General features: G+C 75.7%; 15 protein-coding genes. 11 read left to right on the top strand and 4 right to left on the bottom strand.

The genetic code is table 11. The features are described 5' to 3' along the window. The first annotated feature begins 3 nt into the window (after nucleotides 1-3). Both pgk and ACW14Y_RS09605 read left to right on the top strand, forming a co-directional pair. On the top strand, nucleotides 4-1,320 hold the full coding sequence (pgk, locus tag ACW14Y_RS09610; protein ID WP_456988123.1) for a phosphoglycerate kinase: 1,317 nt from the start codon (nucleotides 4-6) through the stop codon (nucleotides 1,318-1,320). Then, a complete protein-coding gene (locus tag ACW14Y_RS09605) occupies nucleotides 1,310-2,464 on the top strand; it encodes an iron-containing alcohol dehydrogenase (RefSeq protein WP_380383924.1) in 1,155 nt (384 codons plus the stop codon). The genes pgk and ACW14Y_RS09605 overlap by 11 nt, the downstream gene beginning before the upstream one ends. A gap of 105 nt (nucleotides 2,465-2,569) precedes the next feature. Here ACW14Y_RS09605 and ACW14Y_RS09600 read toward each other — a convergent pair whose 3' ends face one another. Then, entirely contained in the window at nucleotides 2,570-4,924 is a 2,355-nt protein-coding gene (locus ACW14Y_RS09600) for a collagenase (protein ID WP_456986536.1), read from the bottom strand. Between the two features lie 368 nt (nucleotides 4,925-5,292). Between ACW14Y_RS09600 and ACW14Y_RS09595 the strand changes: the two genes are divergently transcribed. From ACW14Y_RS09595 to ACW14Y_RS09555, 9 genes are all read left to right on the top strand, one after another. Then, nucleotides 5,293-6,525: an aminotransferase class V-fold PLP-dependent enzyme gene (locus tag ACW14Y_RS09595; RefSeq protein WP_456986535.1), complete on the top strand. Its 1,233-nt coding sequence runs from the start codon at nucleotides 5,293-5,295 to the stop codon at nucleotides 6,523-6,525. A 186-nt stretch (nucleotides 6,526-6,711) separates the two neighbouring features. Next, the gene (locus ACW14Y_RS09590; RefSeq protein ID WP_266275523.1) at nucleotides 6,712-8,055 is read left to right on the top strand and encodes an ABC transporter substrate-binding protein; all 1,344 of its coding nucleotides are present in this window, start codon (nucleotides 6,712-6,714) and stop codon (nucleotides 8,053-8,055) included. Then, entirely contained in the window at nucleotides 8,052-8,984 is a 933-nt protein-coding gene (locus ACW14Y_RS09585) for a carbohydrate ABC transporter permease (RefSeq protein ID WP_380438033.1), read from the top strand. The genes ACW14Y_RS09590 and ACW14Y_RS09585 overlap by 4 nt, the downstream gene beginning before the upstream one ends. After that, nucleotides 8,981-9,889, top strand: coding sequence for a carbohydrate ABC transporter permease (locus ACW14Y_RS09580; RefSeq protein ID WP_380383936.1), 909 nt, complete (start codon nucleotides 8,981-8,983; stop codon nucleotides 9,887-9,889). Before ACW14Y_RS09585 ends, ACW14Y_RS09580 begins: the two co-directional genes overlap by 4 nt. A gap of 8 nt (nucleotides 9,890-9,897) precedes the next feature. Then, nucleotides 9,898-11,664, top strand: coding sequence for a glycoside hydrolase family 36 protein (locus ACW14Y_RS09575; RefSeq protein WP_456986534.1), 1,767 nt, complete (start codon nucleotides 9,898-9,900; stop codon nucleotides 11,662-11,664). Nucleotides 11,665-11,707: 43 nt separating this feature from the next. Further along, nucleotides 11,708-12,739, top strand: coding sequence for a LacI family DNA-binding transcriptional regulator (locus tag ACW14Y_RS09570; RefSeq protein WP_456986533.1), 1,032 nt, complete (start codon nucleotides 11,708-11,710; stop codon nucleotides 12,737-12,739). Nucleotides 12,740-12,920: 181 nt separating this feature from the next. Beyond that, the gene (locus ACW14Y_RS09565) at nucleotides 12,921-14,168 is read left to right on the top strand and encodes a styrene monooxygenase/indole monooxygenase family protein (protein WP_456986532.1); all 1,248 of its coding nucleotides are present in this window, start codon (nucleotides 12,921-12,923) and stop codon (nucleotides 14,166-14,168) included. Nucleotides 14,169-14,230: 62 nt separating this feature from the next. After that, complete coding sequence (locus tag ACW14Y_RS09560; RefSeq protein WP_456986531.1) at nucleotides 14,231-16,582, top strand: protein kinase domain-containing protein; 2,352 nt, start codon at nucleotides 14,231-14,233, stop codon at nucleotides 16,580-16,582. 2 nt (nucleotides 16,583-16,584) lie between these two features. After that, entirely contained in the window at nucleotides 16,585-19,005 is a 2,421-nt protein-coding gene (locus ACW14Y_RS09555; RefSeq protein WP_456986530.1) for a protein kinase domain-containing protein, read from the top strand. A 7-nt stretch (nucleotides 19,006-19,012) separates the two neighbouring features. Here the strand turns inward: ACW14Y_RS09555 and ACW14Y_RS09550 are convergent, their stop codons facing one another. The 3 genes from ACW14Y_RS09550 to ACW14Y_RS09540 form a co-directional block, all read right to left on the bottom strand. After that, on the bottom strand, nucleotides 19,013-20,086 hold the full coding sequence (locus tag ACW14Y_RS09550) for a Fic family protein (protein ID WP_456986529.1): 1,074 nt from the start codon (nucleotides 20,084-20,086) through the stop codon (nucleotides 19,013-19,015). Further along, entirely contained in the window at nucleotides 20,083-20,670 is a 588-nt protein-coding gene (locus tag ACW14Y_RS09545; protein WP_380438021.1) for a DUF6426 family protein, read from the bottom strand. The genes ACW14Y_RS09550 and ACW14Y_RS09545 overlap by 4 nt, the downstream gene beginning before the upstream one ends. Before the next feature lie 130 nt (nucleotides 20,671-20,800). Then, a complete protein-coding gene (locus ACW14Y_RS09540) occupies nucleotides 20,801-23,686 on the bottom strand; it encodes a LuxR C-terminal-related transcriptional regulator (RefSeq protein ID WP_456986528.1) in 2,886 nt (961 codons plus the stop codon). Nucleotides 23,687-23,757: the final 71 nt, after the last annotated feature.

Here is a 23,757-nt window from a genome sequence, read left to right as displayed (position 1 = left end):
GGGATGCGGCTGCTGGCCGACCACACCCCGGCGCCCGGCGAGCGCTGGATCTACTCGGCCGGGTTCAACGCCGGCCCCGCGCTGGCCGACACCGGCCGGATCGACGTCGAACTGGCCGACCTCGCCCGGCTGTCGGACGCGGGCGCGCGGACCGCCCTGCTCAGCCACCAGGGCAGCGCCAAGGACGGCAGCGCCCGCCACCTGGACTACCTCGCCGACTACCTCACCCGGCGGCTCGGCCGCCCGGTGCGCTACCTGCCGGAGAACAGCACGGCCCGCGCCCGGGCCCGGGCCCGCGAGCTGGAGCCCGGCGAGATCGTGCTGTTCGGCAACACCCGTCTGGACCCGGGCGAGGAGCGCGGCGACCCCGAACTGGCGCGCGCCCTGGCCGGGTTGGGCGACCGGGTGGCGATCGGCGGCTTCTCCAAGGCGCACCGGCGGCACGCCTCCAACACCGGACTGCTCGACCACCTGCCCGGCTGGGCGGCGGCCGGGCTGGTGGGGGAGGCCCGTGCCCTCGACCCCTGGGCGGCCGGAGCCGGAGCCGGAGCCGGAGCCGGAGCCGGAGTCGGTGCCGTCGCAGGTTCCGGTTCCGGTGCCGGTGCCGGTGGTGGCACGGCCGGCGGTGACGGCCCGTCGGTCGCGGTGCTCGGCGGCGTCAAACCGGAGAAGACGCTGATCGGCCTGCGCGGCCTCACCCGCACCCACCACCTGGTGATCCCGGGCGGCGTCGTGCTCAACACCCTGCTCGCCGTCACCGGCCACCGGATCGGCCGCTCCGCACTGGGCAGCGACCCCGAGGGCTGCGCCCGGGTGGCGCGCGAGGTCCTGGCCCGCACCGGCGGGGCGGGCATCCACCTGCCGCGCGTGGTCGTCGCGGCCGGACCGGACGGCACCCTGCGGCACCTGCCGCTCGACCGGGGCGTGCCGGACGACCACACCATCGTCGACTTCGAGGTCCAGCCCGGCGCGATCGAGCTTCTCCGCCGCGCCGGACGGGTCCTGGTCGCCGGTACCCCCGGCCGCCACGCCGAGGGCAACCGGTACGCGGCGGCGGCCGTCCTCGCCGCCCGGGCGCACGCCCCCGGCGGCACGCTGCTGCTGGGCGGCGACACCGTGGCCGAACTGCCCTGGGACGGGCCGCGCTCCACCGGCGGGGGATCGGCCCTGCAGTACCTGGTCGAGGGCACCTGCGCGGTGTTCGAGGCCCTCGCCGCCAACGCCGCCAGCGCCGCCCGCACCGACCCGAGCCCGCTGCGGCCCGGCGCCGACCCGACCCCGCACCAGCCCCGGCGAGGAGCCGCCCACGATGACCGCTGACCCTCGCCCCGGCACCGTCGACCTGGACGACCTGCCCGTCCCCACCCGAGTGGTCCTCGGCCGGGGCGTGCTCGACCGGCTCGGCCCGCTCGCCGCCCCGCTGGGCGGCCACGCCCTGCTGGTCTGCGGCCGGACCGCGATGCGCCGCACCGGCATCCTGGACCGGGCGCTCGGCTCGCTCACCGCGGCCGGCCTCGCCGTCACGGTCTTCGACCGGATCGGCGCCAACCCCCGCTCGGACGAGATCGACGAGGCGCTCGCACTCGCCCGGACGAGCGGCTGCGACCTGGTGGTCGGCCTCGGCGGCGGCAGCGCCATCGACGCGGCGAAGGCCGTCGCGGTCGCCGGTGACGCCGACACCGTGCGCGAGCTGATCGGCCGCACCCTGCCCGGCTCCGCCGCCGCGCTGCCGGTCGTCGCCGTCCCGACCACCGCCGGCAGCGGCTCGGAGGTCACCCAGGGCGCGATCGTCACCGACGTGGTGCGGGGCTTCAAGTCCGGCATCCGCGGCGAGGACGTGGCCCCCAGGATCGCGCTGGTCGACCCGGACCTCACCGACCGGCTGCCCGCCGCCGTCGCCCTGGAGAGCGGCTTCGACGCCCTGGCCCACGCGGTCGAGGGCGCGGTCGCCAGGCGCGCGACCGCGCAGAGCCGGGCCTACTCCCATCGGGCCCTCGCCCTGGTCCGCGACCATCTGCCCGGGCTCGCCCGCGGCGCGGCCACCCCCGAGGCCCGCGAGGCGATGGCCCTGGCCGCCCTGCTGGGCGGGGTGAACGTCACCACCGTCAGCACCTGCCTGCCGCACCGCCTCCAGCAGGCGATGGGCGCCGTCGCCGGGAACCCGCTCTCGCACGGCCGGGGCCTGGCGCTGCTCTACCCCGCCTGGCTGCGCAGCGCCCGCCCCTTCGCGGACGAGGCCTTCGCCGCCGTCGGGGACACCCTGGGCCACCGGGACGCCGCCACGGCCGTGGACGCGCTGCTGGCGAGCACCGGCCTGGGCACCTCGCTGACCGAACAGGGCTACACCGAGCGGGACATCGACACCTTCGTGGCGGGACTCAGCGGCAATCTGGAGAACGACCCGCACCCGGAGGTCGGCACCGAGCTGGTCCGCTCCCTCTACCGCGCCAGCCTGACCCGCTGAACCCGGTCCGGGCGGTGAACGCCGCACGGCCCCGGACGGGTGGTCCGGGGCCGTGCGGTCCTGGCGGGGCGGGCCGGTCGGGCACCGCCCCCGTTTCCGGGAGTGCTACCGGCGCAGCGGGCCCTCACAGGTGTAGTCGGCGGTGCCGGCGCGGCCGGTGGGCCAGACGTCGACCTGGCCGAACCAGCAGTTCATGTCGGCGAGGTTGTTGGCGGCGGCGCCTCCCCGGGTGAGCAGGAAGTAGTCGACGGTGGCGGCCATGTCCGAGCGGACCTTGCCGGCGTCGAGGGTGTTGGTGAGGTTGGCGGTCATCCGGCCGGTGCAGGTGAACCGCATGGTGTTGTTCCAGTCGGCGTTGTCCTTGCAGACCGGGGTGTTCTGGGTGGCGCGGGTGAAGGCGTCCTGGACCTCGGAGGCCCAGGCGTAGCTGAGCCGGCTGTTCGGCGTGTAGGTGGTGACCGGCACGTAGAGGTTGTCGGCGAGCGGGATCTCGGCGTCCAGGAAGGCGTTGTACTCGCTCTGGAGGCCGCCGTCCCGGCCGAGGCGGTCGCGCCAGGCGTTGTAGCCGGTGACGTCGTCGGCGCGCAGCAGCCGGTACATCTCGGCGAGCTGGTCGGGGTGGCGCTCGCCGAGCAGGTTGAAGAAGGTGGCCGCGTACGGGTAGACGCGGAAGCCGAGGCTCTCCCAGCTGGCGTGCAGGATCTGATCGATCGTCAGGCGGGGTGTCCCGGAGGCGCCTTCCTGGGCGATCTGGCGGACCATGTACTTGCGGGCCTTGACGCCGTCCTTGGAGGTGGAGCCGGCGAAGTACTCGGCGGTGCCCTCGTTCATCGCGAAGGTGGCGGAGCCGGGCCAGCGGGTGGTGTAGCCGGACTCCGGGATCGCCCAACGGGCGTTCAGGTAGTGGGTGTACTCGTGCCGGAAGAGCTCCTCCAGGCTGAAGTACGACTCCGCGGTGGTCCGCTGGTAGGTGTAGAAGGTCGAGTTCTCCTCGATGAACATGCCGCCGTTCTCGACGTCGCCGATCCCGAACAGCAGGTACTGGAGCGAGCGGTAGTTCGTCTTGGTGTCGTACAGCTGCACCGTGAGGGTGGGGTGGGTGTCGTCGGCGAGCGGCCGGTCGGTGCCGATGACCCGGAAGAACTGGGCCTTGACCTGCTTGGTGGCGTAGTACAGCTGGTCGGCGGTGGCCCGGTCGAGGGCGGTGCGGATGACCAGGCCGCCGTTGTCGTAGGTGTAGGTGTTCGGGAAGAACTGCTGGGTCAGCTCGGCCCGGCAGGCCCCGTACTGGCCGCAGAGGCCGAACTCGTTGAGCGGGACGGCCAGGTTGAGCCAGGGGCGGCTGAGGCGGCCGAAGTTGTTCTGGACGGTGGTGACCACGCCGCCGATCTCGGCCCTGATCTCGCCCTTGAGCGAGTCCACCAGGGTGTACCGGGCGTACTCGTTCATGGCGTCGCCGACGGCCCACTCGGTCTCGGTGCCCTTGAGGTGGCCGTAGCCGGAGAAGGCGCGGAGCGCCTGCCGGTAGCCCGGGTTGGCGACGGCCGCGGCGCGGAAGGCACCGCCGTCCTCGACCACGTTGTTGACGCCCTGGAAGTTGAGCTGGAGCGCGGCCTGCAGGGCCCAGTTCCAGCCCCGGTCGCCGATGTACGCGGTGCCGGGGGTGGCGTACTGGCGCAGCACCCGCTCCAGGAGCGGGAGCCGGCCGGGGCGCAGCTTGGGGGCGGTGGAGGTCTGGATCAGCTCGCCCATGGTGTTGCCGGCGGCGGTGGTCGGGTCGAAGGCGCGGGGGTTGGCGGTGTAGGCGGTGATGGCGCGGTCGATCGCGGCCGCGGTGGCGTCGTCGTTGAGGTCGAACTCGCGGTGGCCGTAGTCGAAGTAGACCGCGACGTGCAGGTAGTACCAGAGCTCCTGCTGGTTGCGGTTGTTGGCGCTGTCGAAGCCGGGGGCGAGGGCGGTGATCCGGTCGGCGACGGCGCGCACGTGGGCCGGGGTCAGGACCTTGGTGAGCTCGGGGCTCCAGTCGACCAGCAGCGGGCGCAGACAGCCCTCGTAGGTGTGCGAGCGGTCGGCGAGGAAGTCGGCCAGGGCGGCCGGGGAGAGGGCGGTGAAGGAGGCGAGCGAGCAGGCCGCGGCGGCGTCGGCGGCGGTCGGCGCCTGGGCGGCGGGGGTGGCCGGGTCGGCGGCGGGCCGGGTGGCGTCCGTGGTGGGCTGGAGGGTCTCGTTGCCGGGCGCGCCCTCGGGGCCGGGGGCGCCGGTGGTGGTGCTGCCGTGGGCGACGTCGCCGGTCGGGCCGGCGGGGTGGGCGGTGGTCCCGCCGAAGGCGGCGGCCGGGTCGGTGGTCCGCCCGGAGGCGGCGGGGGGTGCGACGGCCTGGGCGCTCTGGACGAGCGGGGCGGCGAGGGTGACTGCGAGGGCCGCGGAGAGCAGGACCGAGCGCAGGCGGGGGGTGGTTGGCACAGGAGCTCCAGACGAGCATGTGGGGGGTGCGCGGGACGGGGCGAACTGGGGGTCCGGTGCCGTGGGGGGCGCCGGGTCCGCCGGACCGCGCGGGAGTCTGATGACGTCGAGGGAAACGTTGATGATCTCTCGACTCACTGGCCAGTAAAATAGTAATGTCAAATTGCATTGCGCAAGGGCTGGTGGGAGGGCAGATCGGCCGCTGGTAACGAGAGGGTCTCGACCGGGGGTCGGTGGCGCGCAGGGTCTTGACGGGGAATCGACCGGGGGCGTTTGCTGGCTCCCGCTCGTTGAACGTTGATCGGTTCTGTTTGTTTGTGTGGGATTTGAACGTTCAAATCGCCGCGTCGCCCGACCAAGGAAAGGTCATGCCCGAGTACCTGAAGAAGTTCGCCGAGCCGTTCGGCTACCTGGACTTCGCCCGCTTCGGGCCGGTGTCGGAACCGGTCCGCCGGGTGCTGCTCCGCGAGGCCGACCGGCTCCACCGGCACGGCTGGGACGCGCTCGAGAGCCTCGACGCGGACACCGCCGCGGCGGCCCGGACGGCGGGCGGGCTGCTGGGCTGCGCGCCGCACGAGATCGCCTTCGTCGGCTCCACCTCGCACGGGCTCTTCGCCGCCGCCCACGCGGTCGGCGCCGGTGCGGGGGCCGTCGTCGGCGCGAGGAACGTCGGCGGTGCCGCGTCGGGCGGCACCGCCGGCGGCCCCGCCCCGGAGGGGACCGTGCTGGTGGCGCGGAACGACTTCCCCGGCGCCGTCTACCCGTGGCTGCGCGCCGCCGACAACGGCGGACTGGCGGTCCGGCAGCTGGAGGGCCCGGTCACCGCCGACCTGGTCCGGGAGCACCTGGACGACCGGGTGCGCGCCGTCGCCGTCTGCGCCGTCGACGCCGCGACCGGGTACCGGGCGCCGCTGGCCGCGATCAAGGAACTGATCGGGCCGGACCGGATCCTGGTGGTCGACGCCGTCCAGGCCCTGGGCGCCGTGGAGTTCGCCGCCGACGCGGCCGACGTGCTCGCCGCCGGCGGCCAGAAGTGGCTCCGGGCCGGCTGGGGCGCGGCCGTCCTGATGGTCCGCGACCGGATCGCCGACCGGATCGGGCCCGGGCTCAGCGGCTGGTCCGGCGTGGTCGACCCGATCGACGCGCCCGCCCACCCGTGCCCGCCCCGGCCCGGCGCCGTCGCCCACACGCTCACCAACCCCGACGGCCCCGCCGTCGCCGCCCTGGGCGCCGCGCTCGCCCTGGTCCGGGAGGAGGGCGCCGGCCGGATCGAGGCCCGGATCGGCGAGGTGCTCGGCGGACTGCTCGCCGCGGCCCGCGCCGCGGGCGCCGAGACCGGCGGCGGCCCGACGGCGGACGCCCCCTACGGCTCCTGGCGCGGCGCCGGCGACCCGGCCGCCGCCGGCAGCGGGATCGCCCGACTGCGGCTGCCCGGCGCCGACCCCGTCGCCGTCCACCGGGCGCTGACCGACGCGGGCCTGGCCACCACCCTGCGGGCCGGCTGGATCCGGCTCTCCCCGCACGCGAGCACCGACCCCGGGACCGCCGAGCTGCTCGGCGGAACGCTCGCCCATGTACGGCGGGGCGCCCGCACCGCCTGAGCGGACGCCCCGCGCCCGGCCGTCCCCGCCCCCGGGCTCGGACGGCCGGGTACCCCGCACCACCCGCACCACCCGCACCACCCCGCATTGCCCGGCACCACCCCGCACCACCCCGCATGCACCACCTGGCACCACCGACGTCCCACCCCGTCCCGCTCGACGTCCACCCCCTCAGAAGGGCATGCCATGTCACACCTCTCCCGTCGCGACCTGCTGCGCGCCTCCGGCGCCGGCCTGCTGACCCTCTCCGCCGGCGGCGCCCTCGCGGCCTGCGGCGGCTCCAACGGCTCCGGCTCCTCCGGTGGGGACGCCGCCACCGGCACCATCACCGTCTGGTCCTGGACCAGCGCCGCCGACGCCCTGCGCGGCGTCGTGCCCGCCTTCGAGAAGGACAACCCGGGCATCAAGGTCGACGTCCAGGACGTCGGCAACCCGGCCATCTGGGACAAGATCACCGTCGGCCTGGCGGCCGGCGGCCAGGGTCTCGCCGACGTCCTGCACATCGGCTGCGACTACCTGCCCGGCTACCTGGAGAAGTTCCCCAACGGCCTCGCCGACCTCTCCGCCCTCGGCGCCGACGCCCACAAGGACAAGTTCGCCAAGGGCCTGTGGCCGGTCGTCACCGACAAGGACGGCAAGGCCCGCGCCCTCCCGTGGGAGGTCAACGCCCAGGGCTTCTTCTACCGCAAGGACATGTTCGACCGGGCCAAGCTCGACCCGACCACGTTCGAGACCTGGGACGACGTGATCGCCGGCGCCGACGCCTTCAAGGCGGCCAACCCCGGCGTCGGCGTGCTCGGCATCAACAAGCCCGGCACCCCCGGCCCCGACGTCGACTTCCTGCAGTCGCTGATGCAGCAGCAGGGCGCTTTCTACTTCGACCTCAAGGGCGACATCACCCTGACCTCGCCCGAGTGCGTCCGCGCCCTCACCCTGGTCAAGCGCCTCAACGACGCCGGACTCGTCATCGAGACGCCCGGCTCCACCGCCTGGCGCACCCAGATGAAGGACAGCCAGCTCGGCGCCGGTCCGCAGCCCTCCTGGGCCGCGCACTACATCGAGACCAAGTTCCCCGACCTGAGCGGCAACTGGCGGCTCACCCGGCCGCCGGCCGTCACCCCCGGCGGCAAGCGCACCGCCATCGTGAACACCACCCACCTGGCCGTCGCCGGATCCAGCCCCCGCCGCACCGCCGCCTGGAAGTTCGTCGAGTACGCGCTCACCCGGGCCGACTCGGTCAACGCCATGTTCAAGGCCGGCAGCGTCTTCCCGGCGCTCACCGCCGCCTACCAGGACCCGATCTACAGCGAGCCCAGCGCCTACTACGGCGGCCAGCCGGTCCTGAAGACCTTCACCGACCTGCTCTCCGAGGGCGGCGACGCCACCAACTACTCCGGCGACTACGCCCGCGCCCTCAAGCTGGTCAGCGACGCCCAGACCAAGGTCCTGGTCAAGGGCGGCGACCCGGCCGAGGCGCTGCAGGACGCGGCCAAGCAGCTGGCCCAGCAGACGGGGCGCAAGATCAAGTGACCGCCGCCGCTCCTCCGGCCACCCGGCCGGCCGTCCCGGCGGCGGTCCGCCCGGCCGCCGTCCGGCGCGCCAGGCTCCGCCGCCGGGCCGTGCCCTACCTGCTGCTCGCGCCCGCGCTGATCCTCTTCGGGGTCTTCAAGGCATACCCGATCATCTCCTCGCTGCTGCTGTCGCTGACCACCGGCTCCGGCAGCGTCACCCGCGGCACCGGCCTCTCCAACTACCAACGACTGCTGCACGACCCGCAGTTCTGGACCGCGCTCGGCAACACCGCCCGGATCCTGGTGGTGCAGGTCCCGGTGATGCTCGCGCTCGCCCTGCTGCTGGCGGTCGGCCTCAACGCGGCCTTCGTCCGCTGGCGCACCGTGTGGCGGCTCGGCGTCTTCATGCCCACCGTCACCGGGCTGGTCGCCACCGGCATCCTGTTCTCCTTCCTCCTCAACACCAAGGACGGTGCGGTCAACAACCTGCTGGACTCGATCGGCCTCCCCACCATCGACTGGTTCGGTGACGGCTTCTGGGCCCGGATGGCCGTCGTGCTCGTGCTGACCTGGCACTACACCGGCTACAACGCCGTCATCTACCTGGCCGGCCTGCAGGGCATCCCCAAGGAGCTGTACGAGGCGGCCATGGTCGACGGCGCCGGACCGGTCCGCCGGTTCCGCTCCGTCACCCTGCCCGCGCTGCGGCCCGTGCTGCTGTTCACCGTGGTGCTCTCCACCATCGGCACCCTGCAACTCTTCGACGAGCCCTACGTGCTGACCCGCGGCGGCCCCGACAGCGCGACCCTCACGGTCTCGATGTACCTGTACGACAACGGCTTCCGCTACTTCGACTTCGGCTACGCCTCCGCCATCGCCTACGCGCTCACCCTGCTCGTCTCGGTGCTCGGCGCGGCCCAGATGCGCCTGATGGGAGAACGCGAATGACCACCGCCGCCACCTCCGTCGAGCCCGTCGCACCGGGCCCGGCGGCCCCGCCCGCCAAGCCGGCGCCGACCGGCCCGAGCCCCTGGCGCCGACTGCGCGGCTGGCCGCTCACCCTGGTGCTCGCCGCCGTCACCGGACTGTCGATCGCCCCGTTCTACTGGCTGGTGATCTCCGCCACCCGCAGCGACAGCGAGATCTTCTCCTGGCCGCCGAAGCTGCTGCCCGGCTCCCACCTGGGCGACAACATCGGGCACCTCCAGGACCGGGTCGGCCTCGGCCGGGTGCTGCTCAACTCGCTGCTGGTGTCCGGACTGCAGACCCTCGGCGGGCTCGTCGTGGCGCTGCTGGCCGGGTACGCCTTCGCCAAGTTCCGGTTCCGGGGCCGCACGGTGCTGTTCGCCGTCCTGCTGTCGACCCTGGTCGTGCCGGACCAGGTGATGCTCGTCCCGCTGTTCAAGATGATGATGTCCTTCGGGCTGCTCGACAGCTACCAGGCGCTGATCCTGCCCGGTCTGTGCGTGCCGTTCGCGATCTTCCTGATGCGGCAGTCCCTCAGCGCCATGCCGGACGAACTCCTCGACGCCGCCCGGGTCGACGGCGCCGGCGAACTGCGGGTGCTGTTCGGCATCGTGGTACCGGTCATGCGGCCGGTGCTCGCCGCGCTGGGCATCTTCCTCTTCCTCGGCTCCTGGAACAGCTTCGTCTGGCCGCTGATCGCCCTGCGCAGCACCGACATGCACACCCTGCCGGTCGCCCTCGCCACCCTCCAGGGCATGAAGGCCAACACCGACTACGGCTCGATCCTCGCCGGAACCGCGATATCCACCCTGCCGATGATGGTCCTCTTCCTGGTCCTCCAGCGGCAGTTCATCTCCGGCCTGCTGGCCGGTGCCACGAAGGGCTGAACCGAACCATGACGGACACCACCGACGAGATCTGGGAGCCCCACGCCCCCGCCACCACCGCGCGCCCCCGCCCGGTGGAGGTGCCCGCCTCCGCCGGCCGGCTGGAGCTGCTGGTCGCGGGGACGGCGAGGGTCGACGTCCTCGCCGAGGGCGTCGTCGAGGTCACCGCCGAGCCCGAGCACACGGGGGCCGAGGGCGGTACCGGAGACGTCCGGATCGAATGGCGCCTCCCCTGCGTCGACGTCACCTCCTTCTGGAGCCCCGACCCGCGCGGCACCGGCTGGCTGCCCACCGCCTGGAACGCCCCGCGCCGCACCGGCCTCTCCCGCGGCGCCCCCGTCGCCGCCCTCGTCGGCACCGGCGACACCACCGTCTGCGCCTTCGCCTCCGACCGCGAGGAGGTGCTCGCCAGCGCCGGCGTCGTCGAGGAGACCGGCGAGTTCCGGTTCTGGGTCCAGGCCGCCGGCCGCCTCACCGTCCGGATCGACACCTCCGGCCGCCACTTCGGCCTCAGCCTCGCCGAACTCGCCGACTGGTGGGCCGGGGACCGCCCGGTCCACGTCCCCGACGCCGCCCGCCTCCCCGCGTACTCCACCTGGTACGCGCTGCACCAGAACATCACCCCCGGCACCGTCGAGCAGCAGGCGGCCCTCGGCAAGGAGCTCGGCCTCGACACGATCATCGTCGACGACGGCTGGATGACCACCGACCGCACCCGCGGCTACGCCCACTGCGGCGACTGGGAACCCCACTCGCTGCCCGACACCGCCGCCCACGTCGCCCGCGTCCACGACCTCGGCGTCCAGTACATGCTCTGGTACGCGCTGCCGTTCATCGGGAAGGACAGCGCCGCCTGGGCCGAGCTGAACCGGTTCACCCTCGTCGACGCCCCGCACATGGGCGCCGTCGTCGTCGACCCCCGCTACCCGGCGGTCCGCGCCCACCTGGTCGACCGGCTCGCCCGGGCCGTCGAGGAATGGGGCATGGACGGGCTCAAGGTCGACTTCATCGACTGGTTCGGCGTCCAGGACCCGCCCGCACCCGGGCCGGAGGCCGACTGCGCCACCGTCGACGAGGGCCTGCACCTGCTGCTCGCCGAGATCCGCCGCCGGACCGTCGCCGCCGCGCCGGAGTCGATGATCGAGCACCGCCAGCCCTACGTCAGCCCCGGCCTGTGGCCCTACGCCACCATGGTCCGGGCCGTCGACTGCCCGCTCAGCTCGCAGGAGAACCGGCAGCGCGTCGTCGACACCCGGCTGATCGCCGGACCGCTCGCCGTCCACTCCGACATGCTGATGTGGCACCCCACCGAACCGGTCGAGCAGATCGCCTGCCACCTGATCAACGTCCTGTTCGGCGTGCCGCAGATCTCCGTCGACCTCGCCGTCCAGAGCCCGGCGCAGCGCGAGACGCTCGCCTTCTGGCTCGGCGTCTCCCGCAGCCACGTCGACACCCTGCAGCTCGGCGGGTTCCGGCCGGCCCGGCCCGACCTCGGCTACCCGATGATCACCGCCGTCGGCGACGGCACCACCGTCGTCGCCCGGTACGCGCCGCTGCCCGTCGCCACCGGCACGGAAGCCGCCGGGGAGTGGCGTACGCTGCTGGTCGCCAACGCCGACGCCGACCCCGGGGTCCGCCTCACCGGCGGCCGGGGCACCGCCGAGGCGACCGTCCAGGACGCCCGCGGCCGGACCGTCGGCACCTCGACCGTCCACCTGGACGGCGGCCTCGTCTACGTCCCCCGGGGCGGCCTGCTGACCCTCCGCCGGGTCTGACGGCCGGCGCCCGGCGGGGCGGCACCCCTGTGAAGGAGAACCGATGACCACCCCGGGAGCACGCCCGGCGCGCCGCGTCACCACCATCGCGGACGTGGCCAGGGCGGCCGAGGTGTCCCGGCAGACCGTCTCCAACGCGCTCAACGCCCCGCACCGGGTCCGCCCCGACACCCTCGCCCGGGTCAACGCGGCGATCGAGCGGCTCGGGTACCGGCCCGACCAGTCCGCCCGGTCGCTGCGCACCGGCGAGCGCCGCACCATCGGCTACCTCGCCCCGGTCGACGACCCCTTCGACCCCAACCCGCTGATGGCGGGCTTCCTCGAAGCCCTCGTCGACGCGGCCGGGGCCGTCGGCCACCACGTGCTGCTCCTCCGCCCGGCGGCGGGGGAGCAGGACGTCCGGGCGGTGATCGACGGCGTGGTGGCCGCCCGCCAGGTCGACGGCCTGGTCCTCGCCGACGTCCTCCCCGACGACCCCCGCGCCGCCCACGCCGCCCGGGTCGGCATCCCCTTCGCCGCCTTCGGCCGCACCGGTCCCGGCCTCCCGCAGCACTGGGCCGACATCGACAACGCGGCCGCCACCGCCGCGGTCGCCCGCCACCTCGCCGCCCGGGGCCACCGCCGGGTCGCCTTCGTCGGCGCGCCCACCACGCTGCCGTGGCTCGCCGCCCGCCGCGAGGGCTTCCACCAGGAGGCCGCCCGTCGCGGCCTCTCCCTCGTCCCGGCGCCCGCCGCCGGTGGCCTGCGCGCCCTGCTGCGCGACCCGGACCGGCCGACCGCCCTCGCCACCGACAACGACCTCGCCGCCCTCGACATCTACGAGGCCGCCCGCGCGGAGGGGCTCCGGGTCGGCCGCGACCTCGCCGTCACCGGCTTCCACGACACCCCCCTCGCCCGCCACCTCCACCCGCCGCTGACCTCGGTGCGGCTCCCGCTGCGGACCATCGCCACCGCCGTCGTCACCCGTCTGCTGGCGCAGCTGCGTTCCGACCTCCCGGTCGGGGCGGAGGGGGTGGAGCTGGTGGCGGAGCTGGTGGTGCGGGAGAGCTCGGCGGGGGCCGCGCCGGGGAGTTGAGGTGGGTGGGGGCGCGGGTGGTCGGTGTTCGGGGCCCGCGCGACGACGGTGGTCGGGCGGCTGTTGACGCGGTCGCGGTCCGATGCGCCGGTGTCGGCGGTTCGGCGCGGAACCGCCCCTCACCACCTCCGGACTGACGTAGCATCACCTCCTTCTTTCGTCGTCGGCACGGAGGTGCGGGATGCGTCGGGTTGCGATCGTGGGGGCGGGGCAGGCGGGGTTGCAGGTGGCGTTGGGGCTGCTGGCGGCCGGCGGGTACGAGGTGACGGTGGTGTCCGGCCGGACGGCGGGGGAGCTGCGGGCCGGGCCGGTGCTGTCGACGCAGGCGATGTTCGGTCCGGCGCTGCGGGTCGAGCGGGCGGCCGGGCTCGACCTGTGGGCGGGGGAGGCGCCGCAGGTGCGGTCGGTGGACGCCGTGCTGGTGCCCGAACCCGGCCTGCGGGCGCTGGAGTTCACCATGACCCTGGACGAGCCCGCGCAGTCGGTGGACCAGCGGGTCAAGATGGCGCGCTGGCTGGAGCTGGTGGAGGAGCGCGGCGGTCGGGTCGAGTACCGGGAGCTGGACCGGGCCGGGTTGGGCGCGCTGGCGGCGGCGCACGAGCTGACGCTGGTCGCGGTGGGGCGGGGCGAGCTGGCCGGGATCTTCGCGCGCGACGCGGCCCGCTCGCCCTTCGACGCCCCGCAGCGGCGGCTGGCGGCGCTGTACGCGCACGGCGTGGGCGCGCCCGATCCGGCGGCCGGACCGCGGGCGCGGATGCACGCGGTGCCCGGGGTCGGGGAGTTGTACCTCCAGCCGGCCCTGACCCGCTCCGGGCCGTGCGACATCCTGCTGTGGGAGGCGGTGCCCGGCAGCGCCTTCGACTGTTTCGGCGACCGCCCGTCCGGCACCGAACAGCTGCGCCGGATGCGGGAGTCGATGGCGGAGTACCTGCCCTGGGAGGCGGAGCTGTGGGCGGCGGCCGAGCCGACCGACGCGGGCGCGTCGCTGTACGGCGCGCTGACCCCGGTGGTGCGGCACCCGGTGGCCCGGTTGGACGGCGGGGCGGCGGTACTGGGGATCGGGGACGCGCTGGTGGTCAACGACCCGATCACCGGCCAGGGTGCCAACAGCGCGGCGCGGGCGGCCGAGTGGTATCTGCGGGCGATCGTCGGCCGGGCGGACGGTCCGTTCACGGCGGAGTGGATGACGGAGGTGTTCGAAGGCTTCTGGGAGCGGCACGCCCGCCACGGGGTGGCGCTGACGGCGGACCTGCTGACGATGCCGGAGCACGTCCAGGGGGTGTTCGCGGCGGCCGCCGAGCACGAGCCGGTGGCCCGCCGGCTGGCCAACACCTACGCCGAACCCGCCGACCACGCGGCCTGGCTGGCGACTCCGGAGCTGACGGCGGCCTACCTGGCCACCCTCCCGCAGCCGGAGCGAAGCGGCTGATCCGCTGTCATGAGCGCGCCGTGGCACCTAGGGTGTGAAAACTCACGGGGGAGGGGGACACGGTGGAGCAGCTCGGACCGACGGATCCGCGGCAGGCGGGGCCCTATGTGCTGGCCGGCCGGCTGGGGTCCGGTGGCATGGGGGCGGTGTACCTGGGCCGGGCGGCCGGCGGGCGGACCGTCGCGGTGAAGGTGGTGCGCCCGGAGCTGGCCGGGGACGGGTCGTTCCGGGCGCGGTTCCGGCAGGAGGTGGCGGCCGCGCGGCGGGTGTCGGGGGCGTTCACCGCGCCGGTGGTGGACGCCGACACCGAGGCCGAGGTGCCGTGGATGGCGACGGCCTTCGTCGCCGGGGTGTCGCTCCAGCGGGCGGTGTCCGCGCACGGCCCGCTGCCGGAGGGGACGCTCCGGACCCTGGTCGCGGGGCTCGCCGAGGCCCTCGGCGAGGTCCACCGCGCGGAGCTGATCCACCGGGACCTCAAGCCGGGCAATGTGCTGCTGGCCCTGGACGGCCCGCACGTCATCGACTTCGGCATCTCCCGGGCGGCCGACGACACCGGGCTGACCACCACCGGTTCGGTGATCGGCTCGGCGCCGTTCATGTCGCCCGAGCAGGCGCTCGGCGAGCCGCTCACCCCGGCCAGCGACGTGTTCTCGCTGGGCACGACCGTCGCCCACGCGGCGCTCGGCCGGTCGCTGTTCGGCGAGGGCGTCGCGGCCGCCGTGCTGTTCCGGGTGGTGAACACCGAGCCCGACCTCGGCGGGCTGCCGGACGGCCTGCGGCACCTGGTGGCGGCCTGCCTGGCGAAGAACCCGGCGCACCGGCCGACACCGGGTCAGCTGGTCGAGCTCGTCGAGCGGACCGGCCGCCCGGAGACCTCCGGCGGCTGGCTCCCGCCCGCGGTGGCGGCGGACGTGCTGGCGGTGCGGCGCCTGCTGACCGCGCCGTCGCCGGGACCGCTCCCCGGCGTCCCCCCGGTCTTCCCGCCCCCGCCGGGACCGCTCCCCGGCGCCTCCCCGGTCGTGGAACCGCCCTCGGGCGGCGGGCCGGTGCTCCCGCCCCCGACCGGCCAGGACGGGCCGGCGCGCCGCCCGCCCCGGCGCGCCCTGCTGCTCGGCCTGGGGATCGGCGGCGGGGTGCTCGCCGCCGGGGGGACGGCTGCCGCCCTCGTCGTCCGGCAGCGCCGTCGGACGCCCGCCCGAGGGACGTCCTCCGGAGGCTCGGCGTCCGGAGGGTCGGCGTCCGGAGGGTCGGCGTCCGCCGGGGCGCAGGCCGTCGAGCGGCCCACGGGGGCGGAGGTCAAGGAGGGCGTGCTGTCCTGGAAGACCTCCCCGCCGGAGTCGTGTGCGCAGGCCCTCGCCGCCGGAGACCTGGTGGTGGGCGTCGGCGAGGGCGGCCTGACGGCCTTCGACCGGCACGGCACCGCCGCCTGGAGCTTCGACGGCCGGGCGACCGGTCTGAGGCTGGCCGGCACCAAGATCCCCGGTCGTCGGGCGGTCCTGGACGGCGGCCTGCTGTACACCGGCGCGACGAGGATGGCCGCGGTCACGGACGCCGGGCAGCCGTCCGTGTCGACCACGACGGTGCTGCTCGCCGTCGACCCGGCGACCGGCACGGAGGTCTGGCGGGCCGAGACCGAGGGGTTCCGGACGGCAGGCGTGCTCCAGGTGCTCGGCGTCCGGGCGGGCCGCGCGTACCTGTTCGGGCTCGGCGACGGGACGGGCAAGGTCGCCGGCGGCCACGTCTGGGCGGTCGACCTCGCGGCCCGGAAGACCGCGTGGTTCCGCGGCCTCGACGGATACGCCCTGTTCGGAGCGCTGCCACCGGAGGGCGACCGGCTGTTCGTCGGAGCGGAGAAGACCGTACAGGGCCTGGACGGGGACGGCCGGACCGCCTGGTCCCGGGACACCGCCCTGTCGGGCTTCGGTGCCGTCGGCGGGCGCTTCCTGACCGTCGTCGACGGCGTGCTGTCGGCCCTGGACGCGGCCACCGGCGAACCGGTCTGGACGGTGCCGGGGGTGCTCCCGACCGCCGGCGGCTCCGGGAACGCCGTCGCCGCCTCCGAGGACGGCGCCCTGCTGTTCTGCCAGCTGAAGGACAGCGACGGCGGCTCCTCGCTCGGCACCCTGGACGCCGCCACCGGCGCGGTCCGCCGGCGCACCCCGCTGCCGCGCGAGCCCGACCAGGGACTGCCGGCGGTCGCCCGGCTCCAGTGCGCCGACGGCAATGTGTACCGGCTCGGTGCGGACGCCGTGCTGTGGGCCCTCGACCCCGCCGACGGCAGGCCCCGGTGGAAGTTCACCGGCCTCCGCGGCAGCGACCCGCAGAACCTCTCCTGGACGGCGGGAGGGGGACGGGTCTGCCTCGCGGACCCCTCCGCCGGCACCGTCGCCTCGCTCTTCGCGAACGGAGCCTGACCATGCGTGGACCGGAACCGGGGGACCCGACCAGGATCGGCCCCTACACCCTGCTCGGCCGGCTCGGCGCGGGCGGCATGGGCGTGGTCTTCCTCGGCCGCTCGGCCGGCGGGCGCACCGTCGCGGTCAAGCTCGTCCGGCCCGAACTCGCCGGGGACCAGGGCTTCCGGGCCCGGTTCCGGCACGAGGTGCGGGCGGCGCGCGCGGCCTCCTCGGCGTTCACCGCGCCGGTGGTGGACGCCGATCCGGACGGGCCGGTGCCGTGGCTTGCCACCGCCTTCGTACCGGGGGTCGGCCTGGACGAGGCGGTGCGGCTGGTCGGGGCGTTCCCCGAGCACGTGCTGCGGATCCTGGCGGCCGGGGTCGCCGAGGAACTGCGCGCCATCCACGCCGTCGGGCTCACCCACCGCGACCTCAAGCCGAGCAATGTGCTGCTGGCCCTGGACGGCCCGCACGTCATCGACTTCGGGATCGCGCGGGCCGCCGACGGCAGTGTGATCACCGCCGAGGGCGCGATCTTCGGCACACCCGCCTACATGTCCCCGGAACAGGCGCTGGGGCGGACGGCGACACCCGCGAGCGACGTGTTCTCGCTCGGCGCCACGCTGGTGCACGCGGCCTCCGGCGGCCGGGGGCCCTTCGACGGCGAGGGTGGCGGCCACCCGCTGGCGCTGCTGAACCGGGTGGCGCACGAGGAACCCGATCTGTCGGCGGTGCCGGAGGGGCTGCGGCTGCTGGTCGCCGCCTGCCTGGCGAAGGACCCGGCGGACCGGCCGACGCCCGCGCAGGTACTGGCCGCGGTGGCGCGGGACGGGTCGCCGCTCGGGGTGCGCGGACCGTGGCTGCACCCGGTGCTGGTGGAGCGGATCGAGCAGGCGGCGGCGGTCCTGGCACCGGGCGCCGCTCCGCCGTCGCCGCCACCGGAGAGCCCGGTGGACGACCCGACCGTGCCGCTTCGTCCGGACGCGCCGCCGCGCCCGACCCTGCCGCTGCTCCCCGCCGCGCCGCCACCGCCACCCCCGCCGACGGGCCCGTCCCGCCGCAAGGTGCTGTGGGGTCTGGCCGGCGGCGCCGCGGCGCTGGCGGGCGGAGGGGCCGCGCTCGTCCTCGGCCTGCCGGACGGCGGCGGGTCCGGCCGCAGCGGTGCCGCGCCGACCGGCGGCCCCTCGTCCGGGGTGTCGGCGGCCCCCGCCGCCGCGTCCGCGACCCCCTCGACGACCCCGTCCGCGACGCCCTCGGCGGCGGTCACGATCGGGAGCGACACCGTCGCCACCCCGCTGTGGACCGGGCCGGTCACCGAGGCCCTGGTCCAGGTGGTGGGCTCGGAGCAGGCGGTGCTCGCCGTCGGCAAGGACCACATCTGGGCCTTCGACCTCACCGGCCGCCCGCTCTGGGGCCCGGTGCCCAACGCGGTCGACTCGACCTCGACCTCCCTGGGCGGCACCACGGTCGCGCTGGACGGCTCCCGGGTGTACACGGCGACCAGCGGCGGCCGCCTCGGGTTCGACCGCCTGCTGCGCGCGCTCGACCTCGGCACCGGCCAGGAGGTCTGGAACACCGGGGAGTTGGCCCATCTGGTGGAGGCTTTCGCGCTGCCGGGGATGCTCGACGGCTCGGTCTTCGTCACCGGCAGCGCCTTCGTCGGCACGAACGGCGAAAAGTCGACCGGCACCGTCTGGGCCGTCGACGGGCAGACCGGCAAGGTGAGTTGGTCGACCCGCACGCCGGACGAGGACTGGGGGCGGATCAGGCTGATGGTGCCCTCCTCGGGGCGGACCCTGCTCTGGGCCCGTGCCACCCTGCGGGGCGACGCGCCGAGGATCACCGGGGTCGACGCCGGGGACGGCGGCCGGATCCGCTGGAACCAGCCGGCCCCGGGCGTGTCCACCACGGCCTCCCAGGCGACCCCGGCGCTGAACGCCCTCTGGTACGACGGCCAGCACACCTCGGCGGGCGGCCGCTTCCTCTTCCTGTCCGACCACCTCTACGCGCTGGAGCCGGACACCGGCCAGGTGGTCTGGCAGTCCGCCGACAGGGTGCTCTACCAGGGCGTGGTGGCCTCCCCGGACGGCGCCACCGTCTACGCCGCCGGGATCGACCTCGCTGACCTGGGCATGACCACGGTCCTCCGCTCCTTCGATGCCGCGACCGGCCGCCCGGGGTGGACCGCGCGGACGCCCCGGGAACCGACCGCTCTGAAGCAGCCCGCCCTGCACTGCGCGGACGGCAACGTCTACCTCTACCTCGGCACCACGGTCCACGCCCTGGACTCGGCCACCGGCCTCACCCGGTGGAGCTACCGACTCGGCAGCACCACCGCGGGCTTCGGCCCGGTCGCGCTGTGGGCGGGCGGCGGCCTGCTGTTCGGCAACACCGACCAGGGCCTGGTCGCGCTCCCCGCCGACGGCAAACCCCGGGGGTGAGCGACCGTCAGCGGTCCGCCGGCGGCGCGTAGGGCGCGTCCAGGAGGGTCAGCAGGCCGGGGTGGGTCAGGGCGCCGGGGAGGCGGGGGTGCGGGGTGAGGATTCCGGCGGTCCGCAGGCGGGTCAGGGCCGGGCGCGGGTCCTCCGGGAGCAGGTCGCGCAGGGAGTCGGCCGAGACGGCGGGGGCGGAGCGGAACGCGTCCAGCACCGCGACCGCCGTCGGGTCGTCGGCGACGCGGGCGGTGTCGGCGGTGAGGATCCGCCGGTGCTCGGCCAGGGTGGCGGTGCGGTGGCGGGCGGTCTCGGTGACCGCCCGGGCGAACAGCGCGCCCCACTGCGGCAGGTCGCCCTCGGCCGCCGCGACCACGGCCCGGGCGTGGGCGTCCCGCTCGGCGTCCACCCAGCCGTCCAGGTCGAGCAGCAGCCCGGGCAGCAGTCCGGCGCCCACCAGGTCGCACTGGGCGAGCAGTCGGGCGATCCGCCCGTTCCCGTCGGGGAAGGGGTGGACGGTGAACAGCCGCAGCATCTGGAGCGCGGCCGCGTCCAGCGCGGGCGAGGTGGTGCGGGCGCCCCAGCGGTACCAGCGTTCCATGTGCCCGAGCAGCGGCCGCCCGGGGGCGACGGCGACCACGAAGCGCTGCCCGTCGGGCCAGGTGATCCTGGCGGTGGTGCGGCGGAATCCGCCGCCGCCGGGGATGTTGGGGTCGGCGGCGACCAGCAGCCGGTGCAGTTCGGCGAGCGCGTCCGGGGTGAACACCGGCCGCTCGTCGGGCCGTTCGGCCAGCTCGGCGCGGACCGAGCGGACGGCCAGCAGCCCGGCCGCGACCCGGTGCTCGGCCGCCGAGGCCAACTGCTCGGCGAGCAGCCGGGGATCGGTCGCGCCGACGTGGCGCAGGTGCAGCCGGGCGCGGGTCCGGGGCCGGTGGAACAGGTCGGGGTCGCCCAGGTGGGCCGCCGCGGCGGCCAGCTCGGCCAGGGCGTCGAGGGCGCGGGCACGGTCCCCGGCGGACACGGCCTCGGCGCCGGGCGGCGGCACGACGGGCTTGATCCGCCGTGCCGCCGTCGGGAGCTGATCGATCATGAGCAGGCGTGGTCGATGATGGTGTTGGTCGGCACCTGCACGTCGACCAGCTGGGTCTGGCCGCCGGGCAGGGTGATCGAGTAGGTGACGGTCTGGTACTGCGCGAACACCCCGAAGCTCTGGCCCGGCTGGAGCGTGACGTCCACGCTGTGCGTCGTGGTGGTGGTGGTGTTGATCTCGGCGCCGACGGCGGCCTTGAGGGCGTTCAGCGCCTCGGCCGAGAGGGTCGCCGTCACCTTGTACCCGGTCGCCACCTGGACCGTGACGTTGAGCCTCTCCTGGTAGGGATTGCCGTTCTTGCGGCAGAACTGCTTGTCCTCGAACTTCTCGCCGTACGCGGTGACGGTCGCCGAGGCCGCGCCGCCACCGCCGCCGTGCCAGGGGAAGGGCCAGCCCTCGCTGGGCGGCGGGGGGTTGTGGCCGATGACGACGATCGGGTCGTTGACGAAGTTCGGGTCGTCCCAGGGGTCGCAGCTGGTGTAACAGTCGGCGGCGGCGGCCGTCTGCGGCACCACCAGGGCGGGCACGGCGGTCAGGACGGTGACGCCGAGGGCGACGGCTCCGAGGGCCTTCTTGAGCTGCACGGTCTCTCCACGGTCGGGGGGTTCGAGGGTGAGGGGAACGCGGGGCGTCCGTGTGCGGTGTCCCGCCCCGTCGCGGACGAGTCTCGCGGCCGCTCCCGTACCGGGGCATCGGTAGAACTGCGCAAGGTGGCTACCTAATCGGCTCCCGACCTGCCGGATCGCCGGGGCCGTGGAGCAGCCGGGCGAGGGCGGATCGGGAGGAGACGCCGAGCTTGCGGTAGATGCTGCCGAGGTGGGTGTCGACGGTGCGGGGGCTGAGCACCAGGCGCTCGGCGATCCGGCGGGACGGCAGCCCGTCGGCGGCGAGTTCGGCCACCTCGCGTTCGCGGGCGCTGAGCAGCGTGTTGAGCAGGGAAGCCGGTTCGGCGGGGTCGGCCCCCGGGTCGGCGGGGGAGCCGCCGGGGCCGCCGGCCGTCAGGGCGGCCCGCACCCGGGCCCCGTCCTCGCACAGGCGCAGCGCCCCGCAGCCGCGGGCCGCGTCGAGCGCCTCGTCGAGCTCGCCCAGGGCGGCGGCGTTGCCGTGCGCCTGGGCGAGGACGGGGGCGGCGGCGATCACCGTCCAGGCGTACTGGACGGGCATCCGCAGCCCCCGGAGCGTCCGGGCGGCCCGCAGCGCGAGTTCGGCCGCGCGCGCCGGGTCGCCCTCGACGAACGCCATCGCGGCGGCCGCGCGGTCGGCCTGGGACTGCTGGAACGACGGCCGCCCGAGCCGCTCCGCGGCCGCGTCCGCCGCCCGGGCGCCGCGGCGGGCGGTGTCGAGGTCGCCGCACAGCAGCGCGGCCGTGGTCATCAGCGCGAACAGCGAGGGGTGGGCGGCCGGTTGGAGCAGGTGCAGGTCCTCGCCGCCGCTCTCCTCCAGCAGGGTGCGCAGACAGGCGGCCGGGTCGCCGCCGACCAGCCGGGCCTGGGCGAGCAGTCCGACGGCGGAACCGGCCCACCAGCCGGTGCCGGGGACGGTGTGCCGCAGGCCCTGCTCGGCCAGCGCCAGCACCTCGGCGGTCCGGCGGCGGGGCGCCGCCCACAGGAGGGCGCTGGCGCGCATCGCCATGGCCAGGCCGACGACGTCGGGGGCGCCGATCTCGGTGCCCAGCCGTTCGGCCTCGCGGGCGTGCCGCTGCGCCCGGTCGAGCCGGCCGGCCCACTGGTCCAGGATCGACAGGCCGAGCAGGTGGTTGACCGCGCTGTGCTTGTGGGCGCCGCCGCTGGCGGTGGCCAGGCCCCGGCTGAGGTGCCGGTGGGCGTCGGTGAAGCGTTCGACGTACAGCTCGGCGCAGCCGAGCAGGGCCAGCACGTCGGGGGCGCGGCCGGCGACGGTGTCGGGGCGGGCGTCGACGAGCCGGCCGCACCGCTCGATCTCGGGTTCGGCCAGGGCGAAGTCACCGGCGTAGCTGTCGCAGAAGGCGGCGAGCACGCGGAGCGCGGTGCCGTCGCCGCCGGGAGCGGCCGAGGCCGCGGCGGCGCCCTCGTGGGCGAGCGCGCGGACCTCGGCCGCCGTGCCGCGGACGGCGTGCAGCAGGCCGTAGTCGAGGACCAGGTCGGCGGTCGCGGCGGGCAGCGGGGCCGGCAGCGGGCGGGGCAGCCGGTCGACGACGGTGCGGGCCATCGCGTCCGCCTCGGCGTACCGGCCGAGCAGCCGTTCGACGCCGACGCAGACCGCGAGGGCCTGGACGTCGAGCGGCTCCGGCAGCCCGCCGGGCGTCCGCAGGATCTCGTGGCCGAGCGCCCTGGCCTGCTCCAGCCGGCCGGCGGCGGTGAGGGCCCGGCAGCGGTCCAGGGCCAGGCCGACCCTGGTCCTGGCGTCGTGGGTGTCGGCGGGCGCGGACTCCAGCGCGGCCCGCAGCCAGCGGGCGGCGGTGGCGGGTGAGCGGACGACGACCTCGGCCGCCCCCTCGACGAGCACCGGCAGGGCTTCCGCCGGAGCTCCGCCGAGCAGCAGCTGCTCGGCGTGCCGGGCCCGGGCGGCGGCCGGGGCGCCGCGCGCCTCCAGCAGGGCGAGCGCGCGGCGGTGGGCGTTCAGCCGCAGGCCGGGGTTGAGCCGGTGGTGGACCAGGCGGCCCAGCACCGGGTGACGGAAGGCCAGGTCGCCGCCCGGGCCGAGGGAGCGGACCAGGTCGGCCCGGGCGAGTTCGGCGAGCGCGTCGGCGGTGCGGTCGGTGCGCTCCCCGGCCACCCGGGCGACGTCGCCGAGCCGGAACGGTTCGCCGAGCACGGCGGCGGCCGCCAGCACGTCCGCGACCGCCGCGGGGAGGGTGTCGAGTTCGGCGAGCAGGGGTGCGGCGGCGCGCAGCAGCGGGCCGGCGGCGGCGTCCGTCCGTTCGGGCCAGCGGTCCGGGTCGGGGCCGGCGGCCAGCAGCAGGTGCAGGATCCGGGGGTTGCCGCCGGAGGCCGCGCGCAGCCGTTCGGCCCGGTGCTCGTCGGCGTCCGGGAACAGGGCCGCGTCCGGGAGCAGGGCGGCGACGGCGGCGGCGGTGAGCGGCGCGGGTTCGACGCGGAGGACGGCGCCGGTCTGCTTGGCGGCGTCGAGTGCCGCGAGCAGGGCGGGCGGGGTCTGCCGGGGGCGATGGGCGAGGACCAGCAGCAGGCGGTCCGGCGGCGGGTCGCCGAGGAGGCGTTCGGTGAGCCGGGCGGAGGCCGGGTCGCAGTGGTGGAAGTCGTCGAGCAGGAGCACGGTGCCGGCCGGGTCCGCGCACCGGTCGCGGAGGGCGCGGAGCAGGTCGCGGTCGTCGCCGGTGTCCCAGGGCGGGGCGGCGGTGTCCGGCCGGTGGTCGCCGTTCTCCAGGGCGTCGCGGAACACCTGGTAGGGCTTGGCCGCGGGGCCGTCGGCCCGGGCCCGCAGGACGGTGGCGCCGCGTTCGGCGGCCGTCCGGGCGAGCAGGTGCAGCAGGCTGGTCTTGCCGAGGCCGGGATCGGCCGCGAGGTCGAGCACCGCGCCGTTCCCGGCGCACAGCCCGTCCACGGCCCGGGCCAGCGCGGCGCGCTCCTCGTCCCGTCCGGGTAACACCGACAGCCCTGCCACGGTTCGCCCCTCTCCGGCGCCCTCTTCGGCGGTCCGCGAGGCCGTTCCCCGGGGCGAGGCCGCTCCCCGAG

The sequence above is a fragment of the Kitasatospora sp. cg17-2 genome (assembly GCF_054031055.1).
Note: the sequence above shows the minus strand (reverse complement) of the source record. Positions and strands in the feature narration are given on the sequence as shown.